The sequence below is a fragment of the Acidimicrobiales bacterium genome (assembly GCA_034521975.1).
In the GTDB taxonomy this organism is placed as follows: Bacteria; Actinomycetota; Acidimicrobiia; order Acidimicrobiales; family SKKL01; genus SKKL01.
Map to the genome: position 1 here is coordinate 50,709 of JAXHLR010000009.1, position 25,038 is coordinate 75,746.

Consider the following 25,038-nt stretch of genomic DNA (forward strand, 5'->3'; position numbering starts at 1 on the left):
CCGAATCCGACACCAGAGGAGCAAGCCGCATGGGCCGACTCGCCGACCTGCACGACCGACACGGCCAGAGCCCGTGGTTGGACAACCTGCGCCGCGACTGGCTGGCCAGCGGCGAGCTGGCCGGCTGGGTCCAGCGCGGGGTTCGAGGCATCACCTCGAACCCCACCATCTTCCAGAAGGCCATGACCGCCACCGACGCCTACGAGGCCGACCTCCACCGGCTGGTCGCAGCCGGACACACCACCCTCGACGCCTATTGGGAGCTGGTGATCGACGACATCACCTCGGCGTTGGATCTCCTCGAGCCGGTCCACACCGCCAGCGGCGGCGAGGACGGCTTCGTCTCGGTCGAGGTGGCCCCGAGCCTGGCCCGCGACACCGACGGCACCATCGAGGCCGCGCGGGCGCTGCGCCAGCGGATCCCGGCGACGAACCTCTACATCAAGATCCCCGCCACATCCGAGGGGTTGCCGGCCATCACCACGATGATCGCCGAGGGCGCCAGCGTGAACGTGACCTTGATCTTCGGCCTCGAACGCTACGGACAGGTGATCGACGCGTACCTGGCCGGTCTCGAACAGCGCGAAGGCGATCTCTCGACGGTGTCGAGCGTGGCCTCGTTCTTCATCAGCCGCGTGGACACCGAGGTCGATCGTCGCCTCGACGAGATCGGCACCGTCGAGGCGCTCGAGCTGAGGGGCACCGCGGCGATCGCCCAGGCACGAGCCGCCTACTCGCGGTTCCAGGACCGGTTCCAGGGGCCGCGGTGGGACGCGCTCGGCCGGCGTGGGGCTCGCCGTCAGCGGCCGCTGTGGGCGTCGACCTCCACGAAGAACCCCGCGTATCCCGACACCCTCTATGTCGACCAGCTCATCGGGCCCGACACCGTCAACACCATGCCCGAGTCGACGCTGGCCGCGTTCGACGACCACGGAACGCTCGACCAAACGATCGACCAGGACGACGGCTCGGAGGCCCTCGCCCGCCTGTCCGCGGTGGGCGTCGACCTCGGTGATGTCGCCCGGGTGCTCGAGGACCAGGGCGTCGACGCCTTCGCCGCCAGCTTCGACGACCTGGTCGCCACCCTCGATGCATCGGCAGCTGCGGTCAGCCGCAGCTGATCGGGTGTCGGTCATCCGAGATCTCCGTCGTGTCCTATGGTGCGGACGATGAACGGCGAGTTGATCGTGGTCGAAGATGTTGCGGTCGCCTTCGCCGAGCGCGTCATCGAGGCCTATCGCACTCGCCCCGGCGACGGCTTCACCATCGCCTTGTCCGGCGGCGAGACCGCGCGCCGATGCTATGAGGCCCTGGCCGAGCGTGCCACGAACGTCATCGACTGGTGGAAGGTCGACTTCTACTGGGGCGACGAGCGGGCCGTGCCGCTCGACCATCCCGACTCCAACTACCGGCTGGCTCGCGAAGCGCTCCTCGAACGGATCGGGGGAGCCAACATGGTCCACCCCATGGAGTGTGAGCGTGGCCCCGATCCATACCACCTCCAGGTGGGAGAGCTCGGAGCGTTCGACGTCGTGCACCTGGGACTCGGACCCGACGGTCACACCGCATCGCTGTTCGCCGAGTCGCCCGCGCTCGAGGCCGATCCCGGCCGTTTGGTCGTGATGAACCACGATCCCAGCGGAGCCAACCCCTACGAACGCATGACCCTCACCTTCTCCGCGATCGCCCGTTCGCGCCTGGCCGTGGTCACCGTCAGCGGTGAGGACACCAGCCTTGCGCTGGCAGCGGTTGCCCGCGGCGAGGATCTCCCCGCCGCCCGCCTCGATGCCCCTGAGCTGGTGTGGCTGGTCGATCCCGCGGCCGCGAGCGCGCTGCCCGAGCACCAACGGTGATCGAGCCCCCGCCGAGCTGATCCCACCCGCGACCCCGACACCGGATCACCAACGCGTCGACCGGTGCCTCCGCCGCCTCAGCGCTGCGGGGAGTCCCACTCCGGTCGGGTGCGGACCCACTCGACGATCGCGTCGAGATCCAGCAGATCCGAGGTGTCGATCTCGAGCAACGACCCCCCGAGGCCGAGCGGTGCGCTGCCCTCGTGCACCAGCTGCTCGAGCTTGTTTCGCGGTTGACGGTAGTCGAGGTGGCCCGGGTGGCGGTCGGTGTCGGCCCGTTGCTCGAACCGTTCGATCGCGGTCTCGGGGGCACAGCGACAGTGGATCTCGATCAGCGGCGTGCCCAGCGAATGGAGGTCCTCCATCGCGGCGTCACGCTGGAACACCGCCTCGATCACTGCCGAGGGGCAGTCGGCCGCGAGCCGGTACAGGACGGTGATGCTGGCCCGGCCCAACCGCCGGGCCCACAGCCGGTCGCCGGTGCCCAACTCGTCGAACAGCGCCTCTTTGATGTCGTCCTTGCTCAACAAGGGAATGCCGAGGGCCCGGGCCAGAGGACGGGCCAGCATCGTCTTGCCCGATCCGGGAGGGCCGGTCACCACGACATGGCACCGGAGCCCCGCCGGCGGGAGGTTCTGGGACTCGCCGTTCAGGCCCATGCGAGCTCACCACCTCGTCGTTCGGAGCGGCGGGCCGGATCGAGACGCCGGAGAGGGTGGAAGGTCTGGATCATCCGTTGATGGAGGCTACGCAGCATCGGGGAGGTGGGGCGAGTCGGGTGCGATCACCGCGCAAGTGTTGCACCAGAACGCGCCCCCATGGCACCGGATGACGCGATGTGGCAACTACGGTGCCTGCCCATGACTGCAGGTGACCGACCGAACGGCTCCCGAACCCGCCAGTGGGTCTCGTTCGTGGACGATGACGGCGACGAGTGGATGTTCGACCTGACGTTCCTCACCAGCTCGTGGACCTGCATCTTCGGACAGGGCTGTCCCGGCATCGGCAGCGAACCAGCACCCGAGCGCGAGCACGGGTGCTGTTCGTTCGGCGCCCACTTCGCCGATGACGACGACCTCCAGCGGGTGGCCGAAGCGACGAGCCGGCTGACCGATGACACCTGGCAGTTCCGTCGCGAGGCGCTGCGCCGAGGCGGCCCGTTCAAGCAGTACGGCGAGACGACCGTGTCCCGCCTGGTCGACGGCGCCTGCATCTTCTTGAACCGGCCGGGCTTCGCCACCGGTGCGGGTTGTGCTCTGCACTCGGCCGCGCTCGCCGTCGACGAGCGGCCCCTCGACTGGAAGCCCGAGGTGTGCTGGCAGCTTCCCCTGCGCCTCACCTACCACGTGGACGACAACGACCGCACCACCCACACCCTCCGCGCCTGGGACCAGGAGGACTGGGGCGTCGGGGGCGAGGAGTTCCACTGGTGGTGCACCGAGGCCGGCGGCCCCGATGCCTTCATCGCCGAGCAGCCCGTCTATCGGGAGCTTCGCGACGAGATCGTCGCCATGATCGGCGAGGAGCGCTACCAACAGCTCGTCGACCACATCGAGTCGGCTTCGTCGGTGGTCCCTGTTCCGGCACCAATCCTCAAGAACCGCACCTAGGTGACCGACCAAGGACTCGTGGACGGTTTCACGCGCATAGAGCTGCAACGGGCGATCGACGAGAAGGGGATCCTGTTCCCTCCCCACGTCCTCGATCAGGTCGTCGCCGCCATCGATTCGGGCAAGCACCTGATCTTGACCGGCCCGCCCGGCACGGGGAAGACCACGCTGGCCTACGTGGCGGCGGAGGTGGCCCAGCGTTCGATGCTGTGCACCGGCTATCTGCCGACCACCGCGACCAGCGAATGGACGACCTTTGAGACCATCGGGGGCCTCCAACCCACCGCTGAGGGTCTGATCTTTCGGCCCGGCCTGTTCGTCGAGGCGATCATGACCGGGCGATGGCTGGTGATCGACGAGATGAACCGGTCGAACTTCGACCGGGCGTTCGGCCAGCTCTTCACCGTGTTGTCGGGCTCCCCCGTGGTGCTGCCGTTCAAGCGGGCCGGCCAGCCCGACCCGTTGTCCATCGTTCCGTCGGGGCTCGAAGCACCGCCCGACACCGACGTCATCCGCCTGCCCGCGTCGTGGCGCATCATCGCCACGATGAACGTGTTCGACAAGAACCTGCTGTTCGAGATGTCCTATGCCCTGATGCGCCGGTTCGCGTTCATCGAGGTGGGGACACCCGACGAGGAGAGCTACCGCAAGCTGCTCCACGGGCCGGGTGAGATCGTCAACGAACTGCTGATCCTTCGGCACTTCAGCGACCTGGGGCCCGCGGTGTACCTCGACGCCGCCAAGTACGCCGCCCGCAGGGCCCAGGACGGGTGCTCGGACTCACGGTTGCTCTACGAGGTGTTCTACGCCTACTTCCTTCCACAGTTCGAGGGCATGGACGACGACCGCGCCACCGCCCTGTACCGGGCGGTCGAGCCGCTCTTCGAGGAGGCCGAGCGCCTCGAGGCCCAACGCACCATCGGAGAGGTGCTCGGCATCGAGCTGACGATCTGATCGGCGATGGCCCCCAAGGCGACCGGTACCTCACCCACCCACGACTTGTGGTCGTTGCTCCGGCGGCCCTTCGACCTGGCCGAAGTGGTCGACGCCGCCCTCGGCCTGCCCGAGGAGACCGTCGATCAGCTCATCGGCAGCCGGCTGGCGACCTGCCCCGAGTCCGAACGGCTCCTCACCCGCATGCCGGTCATCTCCCGGGCGCTGGCCACCACGGTCACCTCGCGGCCCGAACGCTGTCAGGGAGAGCTGCGGGGACCGGTGCTGTGGAGCGAGACGACCGCGGCGCGCGGAGCGAGCGCGGGAGCTCCCGACGTGTTCGTGTGCTCGGTCCCCCGGCGTGACTACAACCTCGAGGAGAACCGTGTGCTCGTGGCGGCGCTGGTCGCCATCCGCAACGCCGGGCGGGCCGCCGACCTGCTCCCTGCCGAGGCCTACGACGACGCGACCCTACGGCACGCGAGGAGCAACGGTCACAAAGCCGTCCGCTGGCTCCAGTCGGCGCAACTGGCCAAGGTGCCGAGGACACGACCGACCGGGCGCGAGATCCGCCGTGTCCGCGCCGGCACGCGCCGCTCCACCTACCTCCCTGCGCTCAAGGTGCTCGACGAGGTGTTCGAGCCGCTCAACGCCGACGAGCTCGCCCCCTTCTGCGATCGGCGAACCACCGCCCAGCACCGTCTGCTGGTCGAACTGGTGCGGCGCTTCGATGCCGCCGGCGTGTTCATCCCCCGCTTTCGGGCCAACCGCGGTGGCCTTCGGGCGGGGCCGATCGAGTACTACCACCCACGGGTGCGGGGTGAGCGTGACCGTGTGCACGGCGTGCTCGTGCACGACCTGCTGGTCGATGTGCCCGACCCCGGGACACCGTCGCGGCGCGATGTCGCGACCGAGGCGCTCGTGGCGCGATCCGGTGGCCGTGAGGTGGTGGTGGTCATCGACGACAGCGACATCGATCGGGCGGTGCAGCTGGCACTGGACCAAGCACCGGCCTGACCGGGCTCAGCCGACGGGCTCAGTAGTACTCGGCCTCGTCGTCGTCGTCATCATCATCGGCCAGATCATCGGCCAGGTCGGACCACTCGGGCGGAACCTCGTCGGATTCCGCGCGGTCGGTCTGCAGGCTTTCGAAGATGTCCTCGATGTTGATGTCCGTGGAGCGCTTCAGTGCTCGCGCTTCCTCGAACCGCCGGTGGCGACCCTTCTTCACGGGCCAGCTCCTGTGTTGCGAACGTCGATGCTGTCTGCACCATACCGGGTTCGAGGCTGCGTGTCGCGCACCCCCACCGAGAATTCCGCTCAGACAGCCACGTTCGGTCTCATCCACCTCGTGTCATGGTCATGACACCGACCGACTCCCGCCGCAGGGTCTCCTAGAGTGGTCGGGTGAGCATCAGCACCTCCGAGACGGCCCTTCGATCCGGCTCGGCACCCCGCGGGTGAGCCCCGATCCGATCCTGGTGATGGTGCTGGCGGCGGCAGCAGCCACCCTGGGCACCCTCGGAGGGCTCGGCGGGGCCATCCTTTTGGTTCCGGTGCTGGTGGCGACCGGCACCGACCCGCTCGTCGCGGCACCCATCGGGCTGGTCACGGTCGGCGCGGGTGCGCTGGCGGCAGCGCCCAACCAGCTGGCCCACGGTCTGGTCCACCACCGGCTCGGACTCACCGTGGAGATCCCCGCCTCGACCGCTGCCGTGGTGGCCGCCTGGTGGTCGGTCCACGCCCCCGACACCGCGCTGCGCATCCTGCTGGCGTCGGTGGTCTTCGCGGCATCGGTGGCCGGCCTGAGCAGGGCACCGGCCCGCAACGTTCCCCAACCCGAGTTCGTGGCCGAACCACCAGCGGAGTGGCCCGGGACCCTGGGCGGGACCTATCAGAGCCCCGGGGGACCGGTCCCCTACCGTGCCCGGCGCCTCCCGGCGGGGCTGATCGCCATGGTCGGTGCCGGCGCCATCTCCGGATTGGCAGGAGTGGGCGGTGGCTTCGTCAAGACGCCGGTCATGCGCGAGATCATGTGGATCCCGATCAAGGTCGCCGCTGCCACCTCGACCTTCGCGGTGAGCATCACCACTGCCACCGCGCTGCTGGTGTTCGCCGGACAGGGCCGCATCGAGCCCGGCCCCAGCGTCGCCGCCGGCCTCGGAGGACTGGCCGGAGGGCTGGCCGGAGCCCACCTCCAGGACCGGATGTCGCCGACCGGGTTGCGCCGTGTGCTCTCGGTGGTGCTGATGGTCGTCGCCGTCGTGGTGCTCGTCGGACCGTGACCGGTGACCCCACCCCGCCCTCGCACCCCTTGGTGGGGCGCCAACGCCGGCTCATCGCCATGCTTCGTCTCGGACTGGTGCTCGGTGCGCTGCTCGCGCTCGCCGGCATGCTCACTCCCGGAAGGGCGGGTGAGCGGTTGGCCTACGGCTTCGTCGCCCTGATCGTCGCGGTCCCCGTGTTGCGCGTGGGATGGCTGACCCTTCGGTGGTTCAGGCGTCACGACCTTCGATTCGCGCTCGTCGGTCTCGCGGTGTTGGGGGTCGTCACCTTCGCCGGCGCCACCGCCTGGTAGGAGCCACCGTCAGCCCAGGTCGAGCGCCTGACCGGACCGCGACTCGAGCACCAGGCCGCCTTCGCCGTCGAAGGCCAGTGCCGCCTGCCCCGCGACCAACCGGCGGATGGGTTCTCCCACCAGTTCGGCACGCCAACCGACGGCCAGCCGACTGTCGGGGTCGCCCCGCAGCAACGACTCGAGGTCGGCTCTGGTCGCGAGCAACGCCGTGTCGAGCTCCTCGTCGCGTGCGAGCTGGCTGACCCACGACGACACCAGGCTCACCGCGGGACGGAGATGGCGCGCCAGATCACCCCCGGTGTTCCTGGGTGGACGCTCGGGAGGTTGCTCGCGGCCCCGCTTCACCGCGTCGAGGACCTGCTGGGCCAGCTCACCCTTGGTGTGGCGGTCGTCGACCCCACGGATCGCTCGGAGCTGGGCCGCGGTGGTGGGAGCACCCTGAGCGATGGCGACCACGGCGAGGTCGGCCAGCACGAACCGCGGCGGTTGGTCGACCTCGATCGCCCGTTCCTCGCGCCAGGCCCCGACCTCGCGAGCGATCGAGCGCGCGGATCCGCGGAGCTGGCGCGCTTCTTTGATCCGGGTCCATGCCTCCTGGGGCGGGCGGCTCACCCTCGCGCGGTCGCGCAGCGCGGCGAACTCGTCCTGGGCCCACGCCAACCGGCCACGGTCGGCGAGCGCCTCACGCTGACGTCTCCAGATCTCGATCAGGTGCACGACGTCGGTGGCGGCATAGGTCAGCTGCGCGTCGGTGAGGGGCCGTTGGAGCCAGTCGGTGAGCCGGTCGCCCTTGGGGAGGCGCTCGCCCATCTCGCGCTCGACCAGGGCGCTCAGCGAGGGAGCCGACATGCCGAGAAAGCCAGCCGCGACTTGGGTGTCGAACAGCTCCCGCGGCACCGTGCCACAGGATCGAAGCAGCACCTCGAGGTCCTGTGACGCGGCGTGGATGACGGTGGTGGCGTCGCTGTCGAGTACCCGACCGAGCGGGGTGAGGTCGACCTCGAACGGGTCGACGAGGGCGACCTGATCCTCCCAGCTGAGCTGGAGCATGGCGATGCGGGGGAAGTACGTGCGCTCGCGGTGGAACTCGGTGTCGAGCCCGATCACCGGCTGCGACTCGAGCACCTCGACCAGCGCGGCGAACTCGCGCTGATCGGTGATGGGAGTCGGAACCTTCACGCCCCGCTGGGTCCGGCGGCCGTGCCGCCGAACGGGCGCCCCGAGTCGATCCACGCCAGCATCCCACCCGCGACGTTGGTGGCCTCGATGCCGTTGGTCATCAAGAACTCACAGGCCGCGGCGCTGCGCCCGCCGCTGCGACAGATCACCAGGATCTCACGGTCGGCGGGAAGCTCGTGGACCCGATCGGGGACCTGATCGAGGGGGATCAGGGTCGCGTCGGGGATGTGGGCCTGCTCGTGCTCGTCGGGGCGCCGGACATCGACGAGCACCGCACCCTGGGCAAGGCGGGTGTCGAGCTCCTCGACGTCGATCTCGCTGGTCTCCACGATTGCGCTCCCTAGGCTTGGTTGCTCCATCGGCGGGCAACGGCCACAACGCTAGTACCTGATCGCACGGCCGACGGCGTCGGCCGCTCCACCCATGCGCTCAGGGCAGCTGCTGGTCCCGGGCCTGCTCGAGGTCATGAGCGGTGTCGAGGTCGACGAGATGGCGCGACATCACACCGTCGACATCGACCACCTCCAAGCCCGACGTGGCCCCCCGGAAGGACCGGGTCCCCCGTTCGAAGCGAGCACGAAGCGGCTCGAGGGCGGTCGAGACCCGCCAGCAGCCGTGCAGCCACTGGGGAACCCCCTGGTGCAGCGGACGCGCCACCCCCGCCTCGGGACGCGCGACCAGCGCCCCCACCGTCATGTCGACCGCCGTCGGTGACGGTGCGGCCAGATCACAAGCCAGCACCACGACCAGATCGGACCCCTGGCCGGTGTCCAATCCGGTCACCACCCCACCCACCGGGCCCTCGTCCGGGTAGCGGTCGTCGACGACCACCAGACCGAGCGCCTCGAGCCGGGGGCGATCACCGCCGACCACGCTCACCTCCCGCGCTCCCGCCTCGACCAGGGCGCGGGAGCACCGACTCACCAGTGGCAGGCCGTCGAGCTCGATGAACGCCTTGTCGTGGCCCATCCGGCGACTCCTCCCGCCGGCGAGCACCACGGCCCGGAACTCCGCCGGTCCGGTCAGGTTCGTTCCTGGTCGTCGGGTGGCCACTGCGGGTCGAGTTGCCGGAGGAACAGCTCGCATCGCTCCGCTTCGTCGTCTTCGCCGAGCTCGGCGGCCGTGGCGGCCAGGCCGGCCAGTGCCGCGAGGAACCCACGGTTGTTCTGGTGACGCCAGCGCACGTGGCCCGAGCCACGCCACCCGTTCGCTCTCAACCGGTCGAGCCCCCGGTGGTAGCCGACCCGATACGCGGCGTAGCGCTCGACCGTGTCCCGACCGGCGTCGCCCAGTCGGGCCCATGCATCGAGGAACGTGGGCCAGCGGGCCACCACCGACGCGACCGCATCACGCCGCTGGGCCGCATCGGCGTTCATCGCCGCTCTCAACGCATCGAGCGCGTCGGCGGACTCAGGATCGAGCACCGTCTCGGGTGGAGCTGATCCGCTGAACTGCACCGGTTGCGATTCGGACATGGTTGCAGGCTACCGACGGTGACCGTCGGGTTCGGGCAGGCTTGCGCTCATGGCACTCGGACCAGTCGGATGGTGTCGGTGGCCGCCGAGTTCTCACGCGAGCCAGCCAGGACGACGATGACGTCGCCGCTGCGCACCAGTCCCGCGCCCATCGCGTCGCTGACTGCCCAGTCGACCATCTCGGTGAAGGTGCCGTGGGCCTCGGAGAAGAGCGGAACCGCGCCCCAGCTCATCGTCAGCTGCTGCACCGTCCGCGGGTCGGGCGAGTAGGCAAGGATGCGGGATTTCGGCCGGAACCGGGCGATGGCCCTGGCGGTGAAGCCCGACCGCGTGATGCAGATGATCGCTGCTGCCGACATGTCGGCTGCAGCCTGCCAGGCGGCCATGGTCATGGCGTCGGTGACCCGAGTGTCGAGACCCGACGCCTCGCTCAGCTGACGGAGGCTGAGCGCCTTGGCCCAGCTTCCGTAGTCGAAACGCTGGTCGGCTGTCTGGGCGATCCGGTTCATGGTCGTGACCACCCGGACCGGATCGTGGCCGATCGCCGTCTCGGCCGACAGCATGATCGCGCTGGTCCCGTCGAAGACGGCATTGGCCACGTCGGTCGCCTCCGCCCGGGTGGGCGATGGCGCGTGGACCATCGATTCCAGCATCTGGGTGGCGGTGATCGCCGGTCGGCCCATGGCGATGCACCGGGCGATGATGTCCTTTTGCAGGTGTGGGATCTCCTCGATGGAGAACTCCTCGCCGAGATCGCCCCGAGCCACCATGATCGCCCCGGATGCCTCGATGATCCCGTCGAGGTTCTCGACCGCGGCACGGGTCTCGATCTTGGCCACGACCAGCGGCCCGTGAGGATGGGGCTCGGTGCCGATCCGTCGCACGTCGTGGGCCGAGCGGACGAACGATAGGGCCACGATGTCGACCCCGACATCGATGAACGCGTCGAGGAACTTCAGGTCCTGGTCGGTGGGCGAGGCCACGCGGAGCCGGTCGCTGGGGATGTGGACCCCGGGTCGTCCCTGCACCCAGCCGCCGTGGGCGACCGTGCCCTGGAGGTGGTCACCACCGTGCTCGTGGATCTCGACGATCACCGTTCCGTCGCCGAACATGAGCCGGTCGCCAGGGTGGATGTCCTCGAGCAGCTCTGGATAGTCGATCTCGATCAACTCGAGCGTGCTGCCGGTGTTGCCCGGAGCGAGCCGTACGGGAAGGCCCTCGAGCAACATGAGACCCTCATCGTCGCCGAAGGATGCCGCCCTGACCTTGGGTCCTGGGAGGTCGACCAGGATGCCGACCGGCCGGCCCACGGCCTTGGCCGCGGCCCGCACCCGGTGGTAGCGCTCCATCTGCTCGTCGAGGGTGCCGTGGGCGAGACCGATCCTTGCCACGTCCATCCCCGCCTCGATCATGGCCTCGAGGGTTGCTGGCTCATCGGAGGCGGGCCCGATGGTGGCGATGATCTTGGTCCGACGATGCATGGCGTTCACGCTATCCAGCTTCTGGGGCCCTCGGTTCCATCCGGCTCTCCCCGGCTCGTAAGCTCGCACCCCCATGGAGCTGCTCTTGATCCGCCACGCCCTGCCCATCCGGATCGACGGAGGCGACGGGCCGGCCGACCCCGACCTCAGCGACGAAGGTCACCGCCAAGCCGAGACCCTCGCCGGGTGGCTGCACTCCGAGCCCATCGACGAGGTGTGGACGAGTCCGCTCCGCCGTGCCCGCCAGACCGCAGCACCCATCGAGGCCGCGTTCGGCACCGAGGCCCGCGTCGACGACGACCTTCGCGAGTTCGACGCCGACGAAGAGCACTACATCCCGTTGGAGGAGCTCCGCGGCTCCGACGACCCCCGCTGGCAGGAGCTGATGGAGCGCCTGGGGGCACCGGAGCAGTTCGCCTTCCGCGACCAGGCCGCGGCCGCCGTCGAACGCATCGTCGAGGCCAATCCCGGGCGACAGGTGGCGGTGGTGTGCCACGGCGGGGTCATCAACGCCTACCTGTCGACCATCCTGGGCATCGATCGTCCACTGTTCTTCGAGCCGACCTACACCAGCATCAGCCGGGTGATGGCCTCCTCCCGCGGTGTTCGCTCGCTCGTGAGCGTCAACGAGATCCCCCACCTGCCCGACCTGCGTCGGACCCACCGCTAACCTCCCGCTAGCCCGCGGGGTCCCGCAGGGCCTCAGTTGCGGGGCACCTCGATCCAGGGCCGGTCCTTGTCGACCCGGATGTCGCCGGGCAGACCCAGGACGCGCTCGCCGAGGATGTTGCGCATGACCTCGGTGGTGCCTCCCTCGATCGAGTTGGCCCGCATGCGAAGGAACGCCCGTTGGGGTGTGCGTCCCTCGGCCGCGGTGTCGGGGCGGCGCATGGTGTAGTCGTCGTAGAGCAGGCCCTCGGGACCGAGGAGATCGATGGTGAACGAGGTGATCTCCTTGTTCAGCTCGGCCGACGCCAGCTTGCCGACCGAGCCCTCGGGTCCGGGAGTGCCCATCTTGCGGTTGTCCGAGGCTCGCATGTTGGTCAGGCGGTGAACCTCGGCCCGGACCCAGAGACTCATGAGCTGGTCCTTCAGCGCAGACCGGTGCCGTTCGCCACGGGCATCGCGGTGGTCGTGATAGGCCTTGACCGCGGTCGCGATGTGGCCCGACCCGCGGGGTGCGACGCCCCCGCCGATCGAGACCCGTTCGTTCATGAGGGTGGTGAGCGACACGCCCCATCCCTCACCGGTGTCGCCGAGGCGCTCGGAGTCGGGGATGCGGACGTCGGTGAAGTAGACCTCGTTGAACTCCGCGTCGCCGGTCATCTGGCGCAAGGGCCGCACCTCGACACCGGGGGCCTCCATGTCGACGACGAAGTAGGTGAGACCCTTGTGCTTGGGCTGATCGGGGTCGGTGCGTACGACCAGCATCCCCCACCGCGAGAGGTGCGCGAGGGTGGTCCACACCTTCTGGCCGTTCACCACCCACTCGTCACCGTCGCGCACCGCCCGGCTGGACAGACCGGCGACGTCGGAGCCCGCCCCCGGTTCGCTGAAGAGCTGACACCAGATCTCCTCGCCGGTGAAGAGGGGGCGCAGGTACCGCTGCTTCTGCTCCTCGGAGCCGTGGGTGACGATGGTGGGCGCCCCCATGCCGTAGCCGATGGGGTTGCGGGCGTAGGGACTCGGCGCGTGGACCTCGGCGAGCCTGGCGTTGACGAGGTTCTGCAGCTTGGGCGAGAGCCCGAGGCCGCCGTAGCCCTCGGGGAAGTGCACCCATGCCAGACCGAGGTCGTACTGCGCCCCGAGGAAGCCGACGGCATCGGAGGTGTCGTGTCCCGAGACGAGCTGTTCGAGCGCGTCGCGCACCCGCTGCTCGTCGACCTGTGTGCTTGCTGCGTCGGTGACGGCCATCCTGTTCCCCAAGCCTCTCTTGACATCTCGTCCAACGGAGTGCCGTCGACGCTACTCGCGGCAGGTCCGGAGGGCGACTCGACGCCGCGCCGCGACCGTACGCGGTACGGTCGCGGACCATGTCGACCAACTACCCAGGCGCCTTCGCCGAGACCCGGCCCGATCACCCGGCCTACATCATGGTCTCCACCGGCCAACCCGTGACCTACCGCGAGCTCGACGACGCTGCCAACCAGATCTCCCAGCTGATCCGTGCCTGCGGTGTCGCCGAAGGCGAGCACGTGGCGTTCTGTCTGGAGAACCACCCCGACTTCTTCAAGATCGCCTGGGGCGCGGCCTACGCCGGGGTGTACTGGACCGCCATCAGCTCGCGCCTGACCGTCGACGAGATGCAATACATCCTCAACGACTGCGGGGCGAAGGTGTTCATCACCAGCGCCTACAAGCGCGACGCTGCCTCCCAGCTCACCGACAAGACTCCCGACGTCACCCACCGGTTCATCATCGACACCGACCTCGACGGCTACGAGCGCTTCGAGGACGCGGTGGCCGCACAACCCGCCGAGCCGCTCCCCGAACCCCGCCACGAGGGGCTCGACATGTTGTACTCGTCGGGGACGACGGGCAGGCCGAAGGGCGTGAAGATCCCCATGTCCGACACCGAGCTGGGAACGCCCACCGCCTTGTCGGGAGCGGGACAGCTGCTGTTCGGCTTCGACGAGGACGCCGTGTACCTCAACCCCGCCCCCCTGTACCACGCCGCGCCGCTGCGCTTCTGCATGGGGATCCACCGGTTCGGAGGCACCGTGATCGTGATGGAGCACTTCGATCCCGAGGAGGCCCTGACGCTCATCGAGCAGTACCGGGTCACCACGAGCCAGTGGGTGCCCACCATGTTCGTGCGGATGCTGAAGCTGCCCGAGGAGGTCCGCAACCGCTACGACGTGTCGAGCCTGCAGGTGGCCATCCACGCCGCCGCCCCCTGCCCGATTCCGGTCAAGGAGCAGATGATCGAGTGGTGGGGCCCGGTGCTGCACGAGTACTACGCCGGCACCGAGGGCAACGGGTTCGTGTACACCAACTCCCAGGACTGGCTCGAGCACAAGGGCACGGTGGGACGGCCGCTCGTGGGCGAGGTGCACATCCTCGACGAGGACGGCAACGAGGTTCCCACCGGCGAGGCGGGCACGGTCTACTTCGGCTCCGAGGGCTCCTTCGAGTACCACAACGACCCCGACAAGACCGAGGACTCGCGCGACCCGAAGGGCCGGGGCTGGACCACCCTCGGCGACGTCGGGCGGGTCGACGAGGACGGGTTCCTGTACCTCACCGACCGCAAGGCATACATGATCATCACCGGCGGGGTGAACGTCTATCCCCAGGAAGCCGAGAACGTCCTCACCATGCACCCTGCAGTGCTCGACGTCGCGGTCATCGGTGTCCCCAACGAAGACTTCGGCGAAGAGGTCAAGGCCGTGGTCCAGCTCGCCGAGGGCTACGAACCCTCCGAAGAGCTCGCACGCGACATCATCGCCACCTGCCGCGAGCAGCTCGCCGACGTCAAGTGCCCGCGCTCGGTCGACTTCCGCGATGAGCTGCCCCGCCACCCCACCGGCAAGCTCTACAAGCGCCTGCTCCGTGACGAGTACTGGCAGGGCCGCGACTCCAAGCTCGTCTGATCGGCCGGCCCCAAGTGACCAGAGCCGCCGACTTCGAGTTCCTCGACCACGGTGGTCCCCTCGCGTTCGCGCACCGGGGCGGCGCGGGCGACTGGCCGGAGAACACGATGCCGGCGTTCGAGCACGCAGTGGCCCTCGACTACCCCTATGTCGAGACCGACGTGCACGTCACCTCCGATGGCGTGCTCGTCGCGTTCCACGACGAGGCCCTCGACCGGGTCACCGACCGAAGCGGGCTCATCCGCGACCTGCCGTGGTCAGAGGTCAGCCGGGCACGGGTGGACGGCCGTGAGCCGATTCCACTGTTCGAGGACATCCTCGGCACCTGGCCCGCGCTCCGCATCAACATCGACCCGAAGCACGACAGCGCGGTCGACCCGTTGGTCGAGGCCATCCGCCGGACCGACTCGGTGCGCCGCGTGTGCATCGGAGCGTTCTCGGATCAACGCCTCGAACGAGTGCGGAACGCGCTGGGACCCGAGCTGTGCACGTCACTGGGTCCGCGCGGGATCGCCCGGTTGAAAGCGGCATCGTTCGGTGCGCCGCTGCAACTGCCCGCCCCGTGCGCCCAGGTGCCGGTGAAAGCCAAGGGGGTGACCGTCACCGACCGACGACTGGTGGCCGCCGCCCATCGTCTCGGCCTCCAGGTGCACGTGTGGACCATCGACGACCCCGACGAGATGGGGCGCCTCCTCGATCTCGGCGTCGACGGCATCATGACCGACCGCCCCGCCGTCCTGCGCGAGGTCCTCGAGCGGCGCGGCCAGTGGGCGGGGGCGTCAGGGTAGGAGCACCCCCGGGTTGAACAGTCCGTCGGGATCGAGCGCGGCCTTGATGGCCCGAAAAGTGTCGATCTCCTCGGCGCTGCGGTTGAGGTGGAGCCACGGCCGCTTGACCCGACCGATGCCATGCTCTGCGCTGATGCTCCCCCCGACGTCGGCCACCAGCCGCAGGACGATCTCGTCGACGGATCCGTCCTCGGGCACAGGACCGGTGACGTTGACGTGCAGGTTGCCGTCGCCCGCATGCCCGAAGATCCACGTGGTCGCGTCGGGATGCGCGGACCGAACGGCGGCTCGGACCCGTGGAACGAACTCTGCCACGACGTCGAGCGGCAGGGTGACATCGAGCTTGTGGGGAGGATGAGGGCCCACCGCGTTGATGACCTCGGTGTGGGCCTCCCGCCAGCGCCAGATCTCGGCGCTGCTGCGGGGATCGGACCCGACCGCGGTGGAGCCCACCGGCCCCGCCGACGCGACGGCCTCGACGAGGGTCTCGACCGGATCGGGGCCCCCTCCCGTCTCGATGAGGAGCACGACCGGATCCGCTACCGGAGGTCGCACCCCCAGGTGCGCGCCCACCGCCGCGAGCCCGTCGTCGAGCATGAGCTCGATGGCCTCCACCTCGGGCAGCGCCCGACGGAGCGGCCCGATGGCGCCGATGGCGGTGTGCAGGTCGGCGAAGCCGACCAGCGCCACGGCCAAGGGACCGGGCTCGGGGACCAGCGCGAGCCGGGCGGCGGTGACGATGCCGAGGGTGCCCTCGCTTCCACAGAACAGCCCAGCCAGGTCGTATCCGGTGTTGTCCTTGACCAATCCACCCAGGTGCGACAGCACGCGGCCATCGGCCAGGACCGCCTCGATGCCGACCAGCTGGCGACGCGTCATCCCGAAGCGCAGCACGTGGTGACCGCCGGCGTTGGTGGCGATCGAACCTCCGATGGTCGCGGTGTCGCGGGCGGCGAAGTCGACGGCGTAGCGCCAACCCGCGCGCCGGGCCGCGGTCAGCACCTCGGCCACGGTGACACCTGCTCCTGCGGTGACCTGGCCGCTGACCGCGTCGACCGGACCGAGCGTGCGCAAGCGGCTGGTCGACAGCACCACCGCGTCACCCTCGGGAACCGCGCCACCGACGAGCCCGGTGTTCCCGCCCTGGGCGACCATCGGGGCACCGTGACCGGAGCAGACCTCGACCACCGCTGCCAGCTCTGCGGTCGAGGCCGGACGCACCACTGCGGCGCACCCACCCGTCCATCGTCCGGTCCAGTCGGCCACGTGGGCGGCAGTCAGGTCACCGGTCAGCACGTGGGACGTGCCGACCACGCCCGCCAGCTCGTCGAGGAGTCCGGTGCGGGCCATCAGTCCTGGAAGTCGGGTGCCCGCTGCTCGAAGTAGGCCCTGACGGCCTCGGCGTTGTTCGCCGAGCCGATGAGCGCGGCCATGGTCTCGGCCTCGGCCGCGAAACCCTCGGCCAACGGGGCTTGCCCTGCCATGTTGACCAGCCGCTTGGCGCCACGGATCGCGTGGGGGCTCTTGGCGGCGATCTCACTGGCCAGCTCCATCGCTGCCCCCTTCGGGTCCTCGCTCAGGTGGGTGGCAAGGCCGAGCTCGACACACTCGCGGCCATCGACCATCCGCCCGGTGAAGGCGAGCTCCTTGGCCACGTCGAGGCCGACCAACCGCGGCAGCATCTGGGTGCCGGTCATGTCGGGTACCAGACCCCATCGGATCTCGAGCACGCTCATCGTCGCGTCGGGAGCGATGAAGCGGATGTCTGCGGCCAGCGCGATCTGCAAGCCCGCACCCAACGCCGGACCGGTGATCGCGGCGATCACCGGCGCCGGCTGCTCGGTCCAGGTGTAGGCGGCCTGCTGACCCAACGACGTGATGCGATCCCCCCGATCGAGGATGGTGCTCGGGCCGACAGCATCGGGGGCCCGGTCGTCGGTGTCCCCCGAGTCGGAGCGGGTGCGATCTCCGCCGGCCATCGCCGCGAAGCTCGACAGGTCGAGGCCGGCACAGAACCCGCGCCCCTCCCCCGACAGCACGATGGCCCGAACCGAGCGGTCGGCTCGGAGGGCTGCACCGGTGTCGACCAACGCCCGGAACATCGCCGGGTCGACCGCGTTGAGCTTCGACGGGCGGTTCAGGCGCACATCGGCCACCGCACCGTCGATCGACACGGTGACCCGGGACGCCCCGTCGTCTGCGGTGCTGGCGGTCTTGCTCATCTCATCTCCCACGTGTCGCTTCGAGCAGCACCCTACCCAAGCCACAGCGATCGGCCCGTCGGACACCCCGACGGCGAGCATGTCTCATCCAGCCCTCGGGAGCGGCCATCATGGAGTCGCCTCAGATCATGGACACCCATCCCTTCCTCCTCCGCTGCCTCCGCGGCAGTCGCCATCGGGCACGCGTGACCACCGCCGCCGCCGCGGTGGTCGCGCTGCTCGCCTCCGCTGCCCCTGGCGCTGCCCAAGCGGTACCCGACGAGGGCCTGATCGACAGGGTGCTGGCCGACCCCGAGTCCGAGATCGGTCCCCCCGACCCGCTGGGCTCCGAATCGGCGCTCGAGGAGGCACGAGCCCTTCTACCGGAGTCGGTTCGCGAGGTCCCGGCCGTCGGGGTCGCCGTCGAGGACGCCGAAGCCGAGATCCGCTCGCTGGAGGCGACGATCCGCACCAACCGCGCCGTCCGGAACCAGGCCTCGACCGACCTCGACCGCCTCGAGGGTGAGCGGCAGGGCCACCGCACCCAGATCTCTGCCATGACCGGGCGCCGCCGCTCGGCCGGTCAGCGGGCCGCCCAGCTGCGAGACGAGCTCGGGGCGCTGGCCGTGGCCGCCTATGTCGGGGCCGGTGACCCCGCGCCCGGGCTCGGGATCGGACTCGACCCGACCGCCGTGGCCGAGACCGGACGGCAACGGGTGATGATGGAGGCGGTGGACACCACGCTTCGCGAGCGCTTGGCGCTCGCCGAAGCCGAGGTCACCTTCCTCGGTCGCCAGATCGACCACACCCAGGATGATCTGATCCGAGTGCGCGAGGAGATCGAGGTCAACACCCAGCGACGCGATGACGCCATCGAGGAGCTGGCGGTCGCCGAGCCGGCGCTGCCCGGAGCCCAGGAACGCTTCAGCGAGGTGTTCATGACCTCGCGGGTCGAGGGCGCCGACTTCACCGTCGTCGCCCTCGACGCCTACCGCACCGCCGCCGGTGTGGTCAACGCGGAGCTACCGAGCTGTGCGGTGCCGTGGTCCGTGCTCGCCGGCATCGGCCGCGTCGAGAGTCGCCACGGCCACTACGGCCGCTCCACGGTGCGAGCCGACGGCACCACCACCCGGCGCATCACCGGCATCGCGCTCGACGGAGCCGACGGCATCCTTCGCATCCCAGACACCGACGGTGGCGCCCTCGACGGCGACCCGGTGTTCGACCGGGCGGTCGGTCCGATGCAGTTCATCCCCTCGACCTGGCGCATGGTTCGCCGCGACGGCGACGGCGACGGTCGGATGGATCCCCACAACCTCTATGACGCCGCCGCCGCAGCCGCTGCCTACCTGTGCCGCTCGCACAGCCGGCTCGACCGTCCAGCCTCGCTCAACCGCGCGCTGCTGTCCTACAACCGCTCCCAGTCGTATGTGAGCTCGGTGCTCAGCCACCGTCTCTCCTACGACCGTCTGGGACTGCCCCTCGGAGGCGACCATGACAATTGACACGGCGACAACGCAATGAATACCGTTCGAGCGACCCGTGGCGACTCAGATCACGCGGGCGTCCGCGACCATCGCACGCGGGCCGGACGAAGGCTCAGTGACGCTCGAGATCATCGGGCACCAAGGGGGAGGATTCGGGTGAAGCTCACGCCGTGTCAGGTGACCGCTCCGGCCATCTCGCGAAGCGGTGCCGCAACTCGGGCCACCGTCGGCGGATCCATCTGCCACCACACCATCCAGGAGTGCTGCCCATGAACCGTCGTCGCTCGGTCTCCACACTCGAGCCCCGGTTGCAGAGCGACAGCGCGCACCTGCTCGAGGTGCGCGACCTCAAGACGCACTTCATCACCCCGCTCGGTCGGGTGCGTGCCGTCGACGGGGTCAGCTTCGATCTCGAGCGGGGCAAGACCCTCGGCATCGTCGGCGAATCCGGCTCGGGGAAGACGGTGCTGTCGCGGTCGGTCATGAACCTGCTTCCGCGCAGCAACGTGGTCCGCGACGGCAGCGTGGTCTTCGAAGGCCGCGACATCACCAGGCTGAGCCCCAAGGCGATGCGCGACATCTGGGGCATCGAGGTCGCCATGGTCTTCCAGGACCCGATGACCTCGCTCAACCCGGTGGTCAAGGTCGGTCGCCAGATCACCGAGTCGCTCCGCTTCCACCTCGACCTCAACAAGCAGGAGGCCCGCGACACCGCCATCGCCCTCCTGCACTCGGTCAACATTCCCGAGCCCGAGAAGCGCATCGACGAGTATCCGCACCAGCTCTCGGGTGGGATGCGACAGCGCGTCACGATCGCCATCGCACTGGCGTGTGGCCCCAAGCTGTTGATGGCGGACGAACCGACGACCGCCCTCGACGTCACGGTGCAGGCCCAGATCCTCGAGTTGCTGGCCAGGCAGCAGCGCGAGCGTGACATGGGCATGGTCCTGGTGACCCACGATCTCGGTGTGGTTGCCGGTCGGACCGATGAGATCATCGTGATGTACGGCGGGAAGGTGGTCGAGAAGGCGCCGACCCCGGTGCTGTTCGCCCACATGCGGATGCCCTACACCGAGGCGTTGCTGAACTCGATCCCCCGCCTCGAGAGTCGCAGTCACACACGGCTCAAGGTGATCGGCGGACGTCCGCCCGACCTCATCAACCCGCCGAAGGGGTGCACGTTCAGTCCACGGTGCCCCTACGCCCAACCGAAGTGCCACGAGGAGGAACCCCCGCTCGTCGAAGCCGACTCGCCCGGGCACCAGTTCGCCTGCTGGTTCCCCGTCGGGACCCCCGAGAATCGGGCCGCCTTCGAGCGCAACATCGAGGTCGGGCTCCCGCAGACCCTCGTGACCCTGGAAGAGAACCCGACGGAGGCTTCACATGGCCGGTAGCGGCACCGCACACCTGCGCACTGACCAGGACCCGCTGATCAGCGTCGAGCACCTCACCGTGGAGTTCCCGTTGAAGAAGGGGCTCAAGGTCCACGCCGTGTCCGACATCAGCTTCGACATCCTCGAGGGCGAGACGCTCGGGCTGGTGGGCGAGTCCGGGTGTGGCAAGTCGACGACGGGCCGCGCGCTGATGCAGCTTCCCCGCCCCACCAGCGGCACCGTGACCTTCCGCGGCCAGGACATGACCGAGCTCGACGCCGAAGCGATCCGGCGGTTGCGTCCCGAGATCCAGATGATCTTTCAGGACCCCATCTCATCGCTCAACCCCCGCCGGCGCATCGGTGATGTCATCGCCGAACCTCTCGCCATCTGGGGTCGCGGCGACGCCAAGGAGCGAGCGAAGGTCGTCGACCACGTTCTGGCATCGGTAGGCCTCAATCCCGAGGTCGCCAGGACCAAGCGGGCCCACGAGTTCTCCGGCGGTCAGTGCCAGCGCATCTCCATCGCCCGGGCCCTCGTGCTCGACCCCAAGGTGATCATCTGTGACGAACCGGTGTCCGCGCTCGACGTGTCGGTGCAGGCCCAGATCCTCAACCTGCTCGAGGACATGAAGGCCGAGTACCAGCTGACCCTCGTCTTCATCGCCCACGACCTGGCGGTGGTCAAGAACGTCAGCGACCGCGTCGCGGTGATGTATCTCGGAAAGATGTGCGAGGTCGGACGACCCGACACCATCTACGAACGCCCCGCCCATCCCTACACCGAAGCGCTCCTCACCTCGATCCCGGTTCCGGACCCCACGGTGAGCCCCGAATCCCGCGACACGATCAAGGGGGAGCTGCCCTCGCCGATCATGCCGCCCAGCGGCTGTCGGTTCCGCACTCGGTGCCCTCGTGCCGAGGATCGGTGCGCCCAGATCGAACCCACGATGCGCCGGGTCGGTGATGATCACTGGGCGGCATGCCACTACCCCCTCATCCCGGTCGTCGAGGAGCCCGCCGCCACGACCTGACGTGACCGGGTCGACCGGTCGGGTTCACACCGGCCGGACGGGCCCAGGAGGAGGAAGGCCGATGACCCAACGGCGGGGTGGTCGCACCAGGCTCGCTCCCGAACTGCGCCGCGCCCAGATCGTCGAGGCAGCCATCGAGGTCATCGCCGGTCGTGAACCGTCCGAGGTGACCTTCGAGGAGATCGCCGACGCTGCCGGGGTGTCGCGGGCCCTGGTCTACAACTACTTCGGCGACCGCGGCGGGCTGGTCGGCGCCGCATGCATGAGGGCCTTCGACCAGCTCGACCACGCCATCACACCGGCGTTCGATCCGGCGCTGCGCCCGGCCGAACAGGCCAGGGAGTGGATCCGACTGTGCCTGGTCTTCGCCCGGGACCACCCGGGGCCGTGGGCCATGATCAGCTCGTCGGCGGCCAGCAAGCATCCGGCGGTCCAACAAGCACGTCGGCGGCGCCTCGAAGGGCTCACCCGCAGGTGGGGTGGGACCGACCAAGCCCGCATCATCACTGCGGCGATCGGCGGGCTGTTGAACACCGCCATCACCGAGCACGAAGCGATGGGCCGACCGCTCGAGCTCGATCAGTTGGTCGACCTGCTGAGCGTCCTTGCCTGGAAGGGCTTGTCGCCCCTCATCCCCAGTGGTCTGGCCACCATCTCCCCCACAGACGACATCGAACCCACCGACCGGGTGTGACCCCGCCGATGAGGCATGCGACGATGGAGCATGGCCACTCCTCCTGACATGACCATCAACACCGACGCCCTCTACCGCATCGCCATCACCACGCCCAAGGGCGACATCTCACTCGAGCTCGACCCCGACCTGGCACCGGTCACGGTGAACAACTTCGTCCACCTCGCTCGCGAGGGCTTCTACGACGGTCTCACCTTCCATCGGGTCGTCCCCGGCTTCGTGATCCAGGGTGGATGCCCCGACGGCGACGGACGGGGCAACCCCGGCTACCGATTCGACGACGAACCGGTCAAGGGCGACTATCACCTCGGTGCGGTGGCCATGGCCAACGCCGGTCCCAACACCAACGGATCGCAGTTCTTCATCTGCATCGACAACCTCAAGGGTCGGCTCGACAAGAACTACAACTACTTCGGCAAGGTCACCGACGGCATGGACGTCGCCCTGACCATCGAGGTGGGCGACACCATGGAGCAGGTGCAGGTGACCGAGGTCCCCAAGGCCTGAGTACGTGGAGCTCAACCTCCCTGAGATCCACGAGGCGATCGCCCGGGTCGTTCCCGACCGCGACTGCATCGTGCACCGCGACCACCATCTGAGCTGGGCCGCGGTCACCGACCGGACCCGGCGTTTCGCCGCCCTTCTCGCCTTCAACGGAATCGGCCGCAACCGGCGGCTCGCCGACTGCGAGCCGTGGGAGTCACCGCACGACCCCGTCGCGCTCTACCTCCACAACGGGCCGGAGTACCTCGAGGCCATGCTGGCGGCGATGAAGGCCGGAGCAGCCGCGGTGAACGTCAACTACCGCTATGTCGCCGACGAGCTCCGCTACGTGCTCGACGACTCGCGGGCTCGAGCGATCGTCTACCACGAAGCTCTCAGTCCCGTGCTCGCCGAGGTGCTCGACGACCTCGAGCACCTCGACCTGCTCATCCGGGTCCCCGACGGATCGGGCCACGACCCCTTGCCGCAGAGCATCGACTGGGACGATGCGCTCGACCACGCCGACCCCGGCCTTCCCCACGAGATGGTCGAGCAGTGGAGCGGCGACGATCTGTACCTGCTCTACACCGGGGGAACGACCGGTGCGCCCAAGGGTGTGTGCTGGCGTCAGGCCGACTTCCTCGTCTCGGCGCTCGGTGTGCGGACCCGCTCCGGCGACGAGTACGACGGGATCGCCCCCATCGTCCAGCGGGCCACAGGATCAACGCTCCGTGCCCTCCCGGCACCCCCGTTCATGCACGGCGCTGCGCACTGGAACGCCATCAGCGCCTGGATCAGCGGCGGAACGGTGGTCATCCAGGACCGCACCGATCACCTCGATGCCGCCGACCTGATCGACACGTGCGCCCGCGAGGCGGTCACGGCGCTGCAGATCGTGGGCGACTCCTTCGCCCGACCACTGATCGAGGAGCTGCGTCGGCGACCACGCGAGCTTCCTTCCCTGAGGTTCGTGACCAGTGGCGGCGCTCCCCTCACCGAGCGGACCGCCGATGAGCTGCTCGAGGTCCTCCCCGCGATCACCCTCACCGATGTCCTCGGGTCCTCCGAGAGCGGTCGGCAAGGCACCCGGTCCGCCGACGTCGACCACCACGGCGGAGAGAGCTTCACCCCGTCGAAGGGCTCGGTCGTGCTGTCCGAGGACCGGAACCGGGTGCTCGCGCCCGGAGAGCCGGAGTTGGGATGGCTGGCCCAGGGCGGGCGCGTGCCTCGCGGATACCTCGGTGACCCCGAGAAGACCGCGCAGACCTTTCCGGTCGTCGACGGTCTCCGCTACTCGGTACCCGGCGACCGTGCCCGGCTGCTCGACGATGGCAGCATCGAGTTGCACGGGCGCGACTCGGTCACCATCAACACCGGCGGCGAGAAGGTGTTCGCCGAGGAGGTCGAGGCCGCCCTCAAGTCCCACCCCGAGGTCGACGATGCCATCGTTGTCGGACGTCGGTCGCCCACCTGGGGCCAGGAGGTCGCCGCGGTGGTGGCGCTCCGTCCCGGTTCAGCGGTCACCGACGACGACCTGCGCGCCGCCTGTGCCGCCCACCTGGCTCGCTACAAGTTGCCCAAGACCATCGTGCGGTGCGACCAGGTGGTCCGGAGCCCTGCGGGCAAGCCCGATTACGGGTGGGCCCGAGCGCGGGTGCTCGAGGCCACCGACCTCACTCCTTGAGCGCCACCGCGTTGGGCGTCACGTTCATCTTCGGCTCGTAGGCCTGAACCTCGACCTCACGTCGAGGTCCGCCCAGGTGGTCTCGGAGTTGTCGACGGCAGCCCGCACACGGGCCGTAGAAGCGCTCGGACGCGTCCTGACCGCAGCGCGGGCACGTGATCGCCGCTTCGTCCGAGCATGCATCGAGCACGGTGGGCTCCATCACCCGAGCATGGCACAGCCCGTCGCTGCCCTGGCGGACCTGTGGACGACCGTCACAATCCACAGGGTTGCTCCCCTTCCTCCCCACAGGCCCGGCTCCGTACCATGCCGACAGCGACCATCAGAGGAGCCCGCCATGCCTCGCTACCAGATCACCCTCATCGACGAGTCCGTCGAGTGCATCGACGGCGCCGACGCCTACCTCCAGGAAGGGCAGATGACCACCTTCTTCGCCACCGACCGGCGCGTCGTCGACTCGTGGAGCACCCGCCTGGCCAGCTTCCGCACCGCCGACATCCGGGCGGTGCGGCGCCTCGATCACGTGCTCGCGGCCAGCGTCGAACCCACCCGGTACACGGCCTGAGGGCGCGGTGAGCAACGGGTCGACCCCC

General features: G+C 69.2%; 28 protein-coding genes. 17 read left to right on the forward strand and 11 right to left on the reverse strand.

Annotated elements, in window-relative coordinates; translation table 11 throughout:
* The first annotated feature begins 29 nt into the window (after positions 1-29).
* Both tal and pgl read left to right on the forward strand, forming a co-directional pair.
* Positions 30-1,121, forward strand: coding sequence for a transaldolase (gene tal / locus U5K29_14270; protein MDZ7679704.1), 1,092 nt, complete (start codon positions 30-32; stop codon positions 1,119-1,121).
* A gap of 48 nt (positions 1,122-1,169) precedes the next feature.
* A complete protein-coding gene (pgl, locus tag U5K29_14275; GenBank protein MDZ7679705.1) occupies positions 1,170-1,853 on the forward strand; it encodes a 6-phosphogluconolactonase in 684 nt (227 codons plus the stop codon).
* Between the two features lie 77 nt (positions 1,854-1,930).
* Here pgl and U5K29_14280 read toward each other — a convergent pair whose 3' ends face one another.
* On the reverse strand, positions 1,931-2,512 hold the full coding sequence (locus U5K29_14280) for an ATP-binding protein (protein MDZ7679706.1): 582 nt from the start codon (positions 2,510-2,512) through the stop codon (positions 1,931-1,933).
* Positions 2,513-2,713: 201 nt separating this feature from the next.
* Here U5K29_14280 and U5K29_14285 point away from each other — a divergent pair, with 201 nt between their 5' ends.
* From U5K29_14285 to U5K29_14295, 3 genes are read left to right on the forward strand one after another with little or no spacing between them, the layout of a single operon-like run.
* Entirely contained in the window at positions 2,714-3,463 is a 750-nt protein-coding gene (locus U5K29_14285; GenBank protein ID MDZ7679707.1) for a hypothetical protein, read from the forward strand.
* Positions 3,464-3,481: 18 nt separating this feature from the next.
* Positions 3,482-4,417 carry an AAA family ATPase gene (locus tag U5K29_14290; protein ID MDZ7679708.1) on the forward strand — a complete coding sequence of 312 codons (936 nt, stop codon included), beginning with the start codon at positions 3,482-3,484 and terminating at the stop codon, positions 4,415-4,417.
* 6 nt (positions 4,418-4,423) lie between these two features.
* Positions 4,424-5,413 (forward strand): hypothetical protein, encoded by a 990-nt coding sequence (locus U5K29_14295; GenBank protein MDZ7679709.1) that lies wholly within the window; start codon positions 4,424-4,426, stop codon positions 5,411-5,413.
* Between the two features lie 19 nt (positions 5,414-5,432).
* On the opposite strand, the gene U5K29_14300 is transcribed toward U5K29_14295, so the two are convergent.
* Positions 5,433-5,627 carry a hypothetical protein gene (locus U5K29_14300; protein ID MDZ7679710.1) on the reverse strand — a complete coding sequence of 65 codons (195 nt, stop codon included), beginning with the start codon at positions 5,625-5,627 and terminating at the stop codon, positions 5,433-5,435.
* 229 nt (positions 5,628-5,856) lie between these two features.
* Between U5K29_14300 and U5K29_14305 the strand changes: the two genes are divergently transcribed.
* Together U5K29_14305 and U5K29_14310 are read left to right on the forward strand one after the other, a co-directional pair.
* Positions 5,857-6,681 carry a sulfite exporter TauE/SafE family protein gene (locus tag U5K29_14305; protein MDZ7679711.1) on the forward strand — a complete coding sequence of 275 codons (825 nt, stop codon included), beginning with the start codon at positions 5,857-5,859 and terminating at the stop codon, positions 6,679-6,681.
* Positions 6,678-6,974: a hypothetical protein gene (locus U5K29_14310; GenBank protein MDZ7679712.1), complete on the forward strand. Its 297-nt coding sequence runs from the start codon at positions 6,678-6,680 to the stop codon at positions 6,972-6,974. Before U5K29_14305 ends, U5K29_14310 begins: the two co-directional genes overlap by 4 nt.
* Positions 6,975-6,983: 9 nt before the next feature.
* Here the strand turns inward: U5K29_14310 and U5K29_14315 are convergent, their stop codons facing one another.
* From U5K29_14315 to pyk, 5 genes are all read right to left on the reverse strand, one after another.
* Positions 6,984-8,153, reverse strand: a complete 1,170-nt coding sequence (locus U5K29_14315) for an HRDC domain-containing protein (protein MDZ7679713.1) — start codon at positions 8,151-8,153, stop codon at positions 6,984-6,986.
* Positions 8,150-8,482 (reverse strand): rhodanese-like domain-containing protein, encoded by a 333-nt coding sequence (locus U5K29_14320; protein ID MDZ7679714.1) that lies wholly within the window; start codon positions 8,480-8,482, stop codon positions 8,150-8,152. The genes U5K29_14315 and U5K29_14320 overlap by 4 nt, the downstream gene beginning before the upstream one ends.
* A 100-nt stretch (positions 8,483-8,582) precedes the next feature.
* Positions 8,583-9,239, reverse strand: a complete 657-nt coding sequence (locus tag U5K29_14325) for a molybdenum cofactor guanylyltransferase (GenBank protein MDZ7679715.1) — start codon at positions 9,237-9,239, stop codon at positions 8,583-8,585.
* Positions 9,176-9,628, reverse strand: coding sequence for a DUF3151 family protein (locus U5K29_14330; protein ID MDZ7679716.1), 453 nt, complete (start codon positions 9,626-9,628; stop codon positions 9,176-9,178). The genes U5K29_14325 and U5K29_14330 overlap by 64 nt, the downstream gene beginning before the upstream one ends.
* A gap of 47 nt (positions 9,629-9,675) precedes the next feature.
* Positions 9,676-11,109: a pyruvate kinase gene (gene pyk / locus U5K29_14335; protein MDZ7679717.1), complete on the reverse strand. Its 1,434-nt coding sequence runs from the start codon at positions 11,107-11,109 to the stop codon at positions 9,676-9,678.
* Positions 11,110-11,182: 73 nt separating this feature from the next.
* Here pyk and U5K29_14340 point away from each other — a divergent pair, with 73 nt between their 5' ends.
* Positions 11,183-11,779 (forward strand): histidine phosphatase family protein, encoded by a 597-nt coding sequence (locus tag U5K29_14340; protein ID MDZ7679718.1) that lies wholly within the window; start codon positions 11,183-11,185, stop codon positions 11,777-11,779.
* 32 nt (positions 11,780-11,811) lie between these two features.
* Here U5K29_14340 and U5K29_14345 read toward each other — a convergent pair whose 3' ends face one another.
* Positions 11,812-13,023, reverse strand: a complete 1,212-nt coding sequence (locus U5K29_14345; protein ID MDZ7679719.1) for an acyl-CoA dehydrogenase family protein — start codon at positions 13,021-13,023, stop codon at positions 11,812-11,814.
* A gap of 119 nt (positions 13,024-13,142) precedes the next feature.
* Between U5K29_14345 and U5K29_14350 the strand changes: the two genes are divergently transcribed.
* Together U5K29_14350 and U5K29_14355 are read left to right on the forward strand one after the other, a co-directional pair.
* Positions 13,143-14,702: an AMP-binding protein gene (locus U5K29_14350; GenBank protein MDZ7679720.1), complete on the forward strand. Its 1,560-nt coding sequence runs from the start codon at positions 13,143-13,145 to the stop codon at positions 14,700-14,702.
* Between the two features lie 14 nt (positions 14,703-14,716).
* On the forward strand, positions 14,717-15,490 hold the full coding sequence (locus U5K29_14355; protein ID MDZ7679721.1) for a glycerophosphodiester phosphodiesterase: 774 nt from the start codon (positions 14,717-14,719) through the stop codon (positions 15,488-15,490).
* On the opposite strand, the gene U5K29_14360 is transcribed toward U5K29_14355, so the two are convergent.
* Both U5K29_14360 and U5K29_14365 read right to left on the reverse strand, forming a co-directional pair.
* Entirely contained in the window at positions 15,482-16,840 is a 1,359-nt protein-coding gene (locus U5K29_14360) for an FAD-binding oxidoreductase (GenBank protein ID MDZ7679722.1), read from the reverse strand. The two genes, U5K29_14355 and U5K29_14360, sit on opposite strands and share 9 nt — an antisense overlap.
* Positions 16,840-17,712, reverse strand: coding sequence for a crotonase/enoyl-CoA hydratase family protein (locus U5K29_14365; protein ID MDZ7679723.1), 873 nt, complete (start codon positions 17,710-17,712; stop codon positions 16,840-16,842). The genes U5K29_14360 and U5K29_14365 overlap by 1 nt, the downstream gene beginning before the upstream one ends.
* 128 nt (positions 17,713-17,840) lie before the next feature.
* On the opposite strand from U5K29_14365, the gene U5K29_14370 reads away from it, so the two are divergent.
* The 6 genes from U5K29_14370 (at position 17,841) to U5K29_14395 (ending at position 24,445) form a co-directional block, all read left to right on the forward strand.
* Positions 17,841-19,196, forward strand: a complete 1,356-nt coding sequence (locus U5K29_14370; GenBank protein MDZ7679724.1) for a lytic murein transglycosylase — start codon at positions 17,841-17,843, stop codon at positions 19,194-19,196.
* A 251-nt stretch (positions 19,197-19,447) separates the two neighbouring features.
* Positions 19,448-20,572, forward strand: coding sequence for an ABC transporter ATP-binding protein (locus U5K29_14375; protein MDZ7679725.1), 1,125 nt, complete (start codon positions 19,448-19,450; stop codon positions 20,570-20,572).
* On the forward strand, positions 20,562-21,584 hold the full coding sequence (locus tag U5K29_14380) for an oligopeptide/dipeptide ABC transporter ATP-binding protein (GenBank protein ID MDZ7679726.1): 1,023 nt from the start codon (positions 20,562-20,564) through the stop codon (positions 21,582-21,584). The genes U5K29_14375 and U5K29_14380 overlap by 11 nt, the downstream gene beginning before the upstream one ends.
* Positions 21,585-21,645: 61 nt before the next feature.
* Positions 21,646-22,278 carry a TetR/AcrR family transcriptional regulator gene (locus U5K29_14385; protein ID MDZ7679727.1) on the forward strand — a complete coding sequence of 211 codons (633 nt, stop codon included), beginning with the start codon at positions 21,646-21,648 and terminating at the stop codon, positions 22,276-22,278.
* Positions 22,279-22,308: 30 nt separating this feature from the next.
* Positions 22,309-22,785 (forward strand): peptidylprolyl isomerase, encoded by a 477-nt coding sequence (locus U5K29_14390; protein ID MDZ7679728.1) that lies wholly within the window; start codon positions 22,309-22,311, stop codon positions 22,783-22,785.
* A 4-nt stretch (positions 22,786-22,789) separates the two neighbouring features.
* Complete coding sequence (locus tag U5K29_14395) at positions 22,790-24,445, forward strand: AMP-binding protein (GenBank protein ID MDZ7679729.1); 1,656 nt, start codon at positions 22,790-22,792, stop codon at positions 24,443-24,445.
* Here the strand turns inward: U5K29_14395 and U5K29_14400 are convergent.
* On the reverse strand, positions 24,435-24,647 hold the full coding sequence (locus U5K29_14400; protein MDZ7679730.1) for a hypothetical protein: 213 nt from the start codon (positions 24,645-24,647) through the stop codon (positions 24,435-24,437). The genes U5K29_14395 and U5K29_14400 overlap by 11 nt on opposite strands.
* Before the next feature lie 135 nt (positions 24,648-24,782).
* Here U5K29_14400 and U5K29_14405 point away from each other — a divergent pair, with 135 nt between their 5' ends.
* Positions 24,783-25,010 carry a hypothetical protein gene (locus U5K29_14405; GenBank protein MDZ7679731.1) on the forward strand — a complete coding sequence of 76 codons (228 nt, stop codon included), beginning with the start codon at positions 24,783-24,785 and terminating at the stop codon, positions 25,008-25,010.
* The last annotated feature ends 28 nt before the right edge of the window (positions 25,011-25,038 follow it).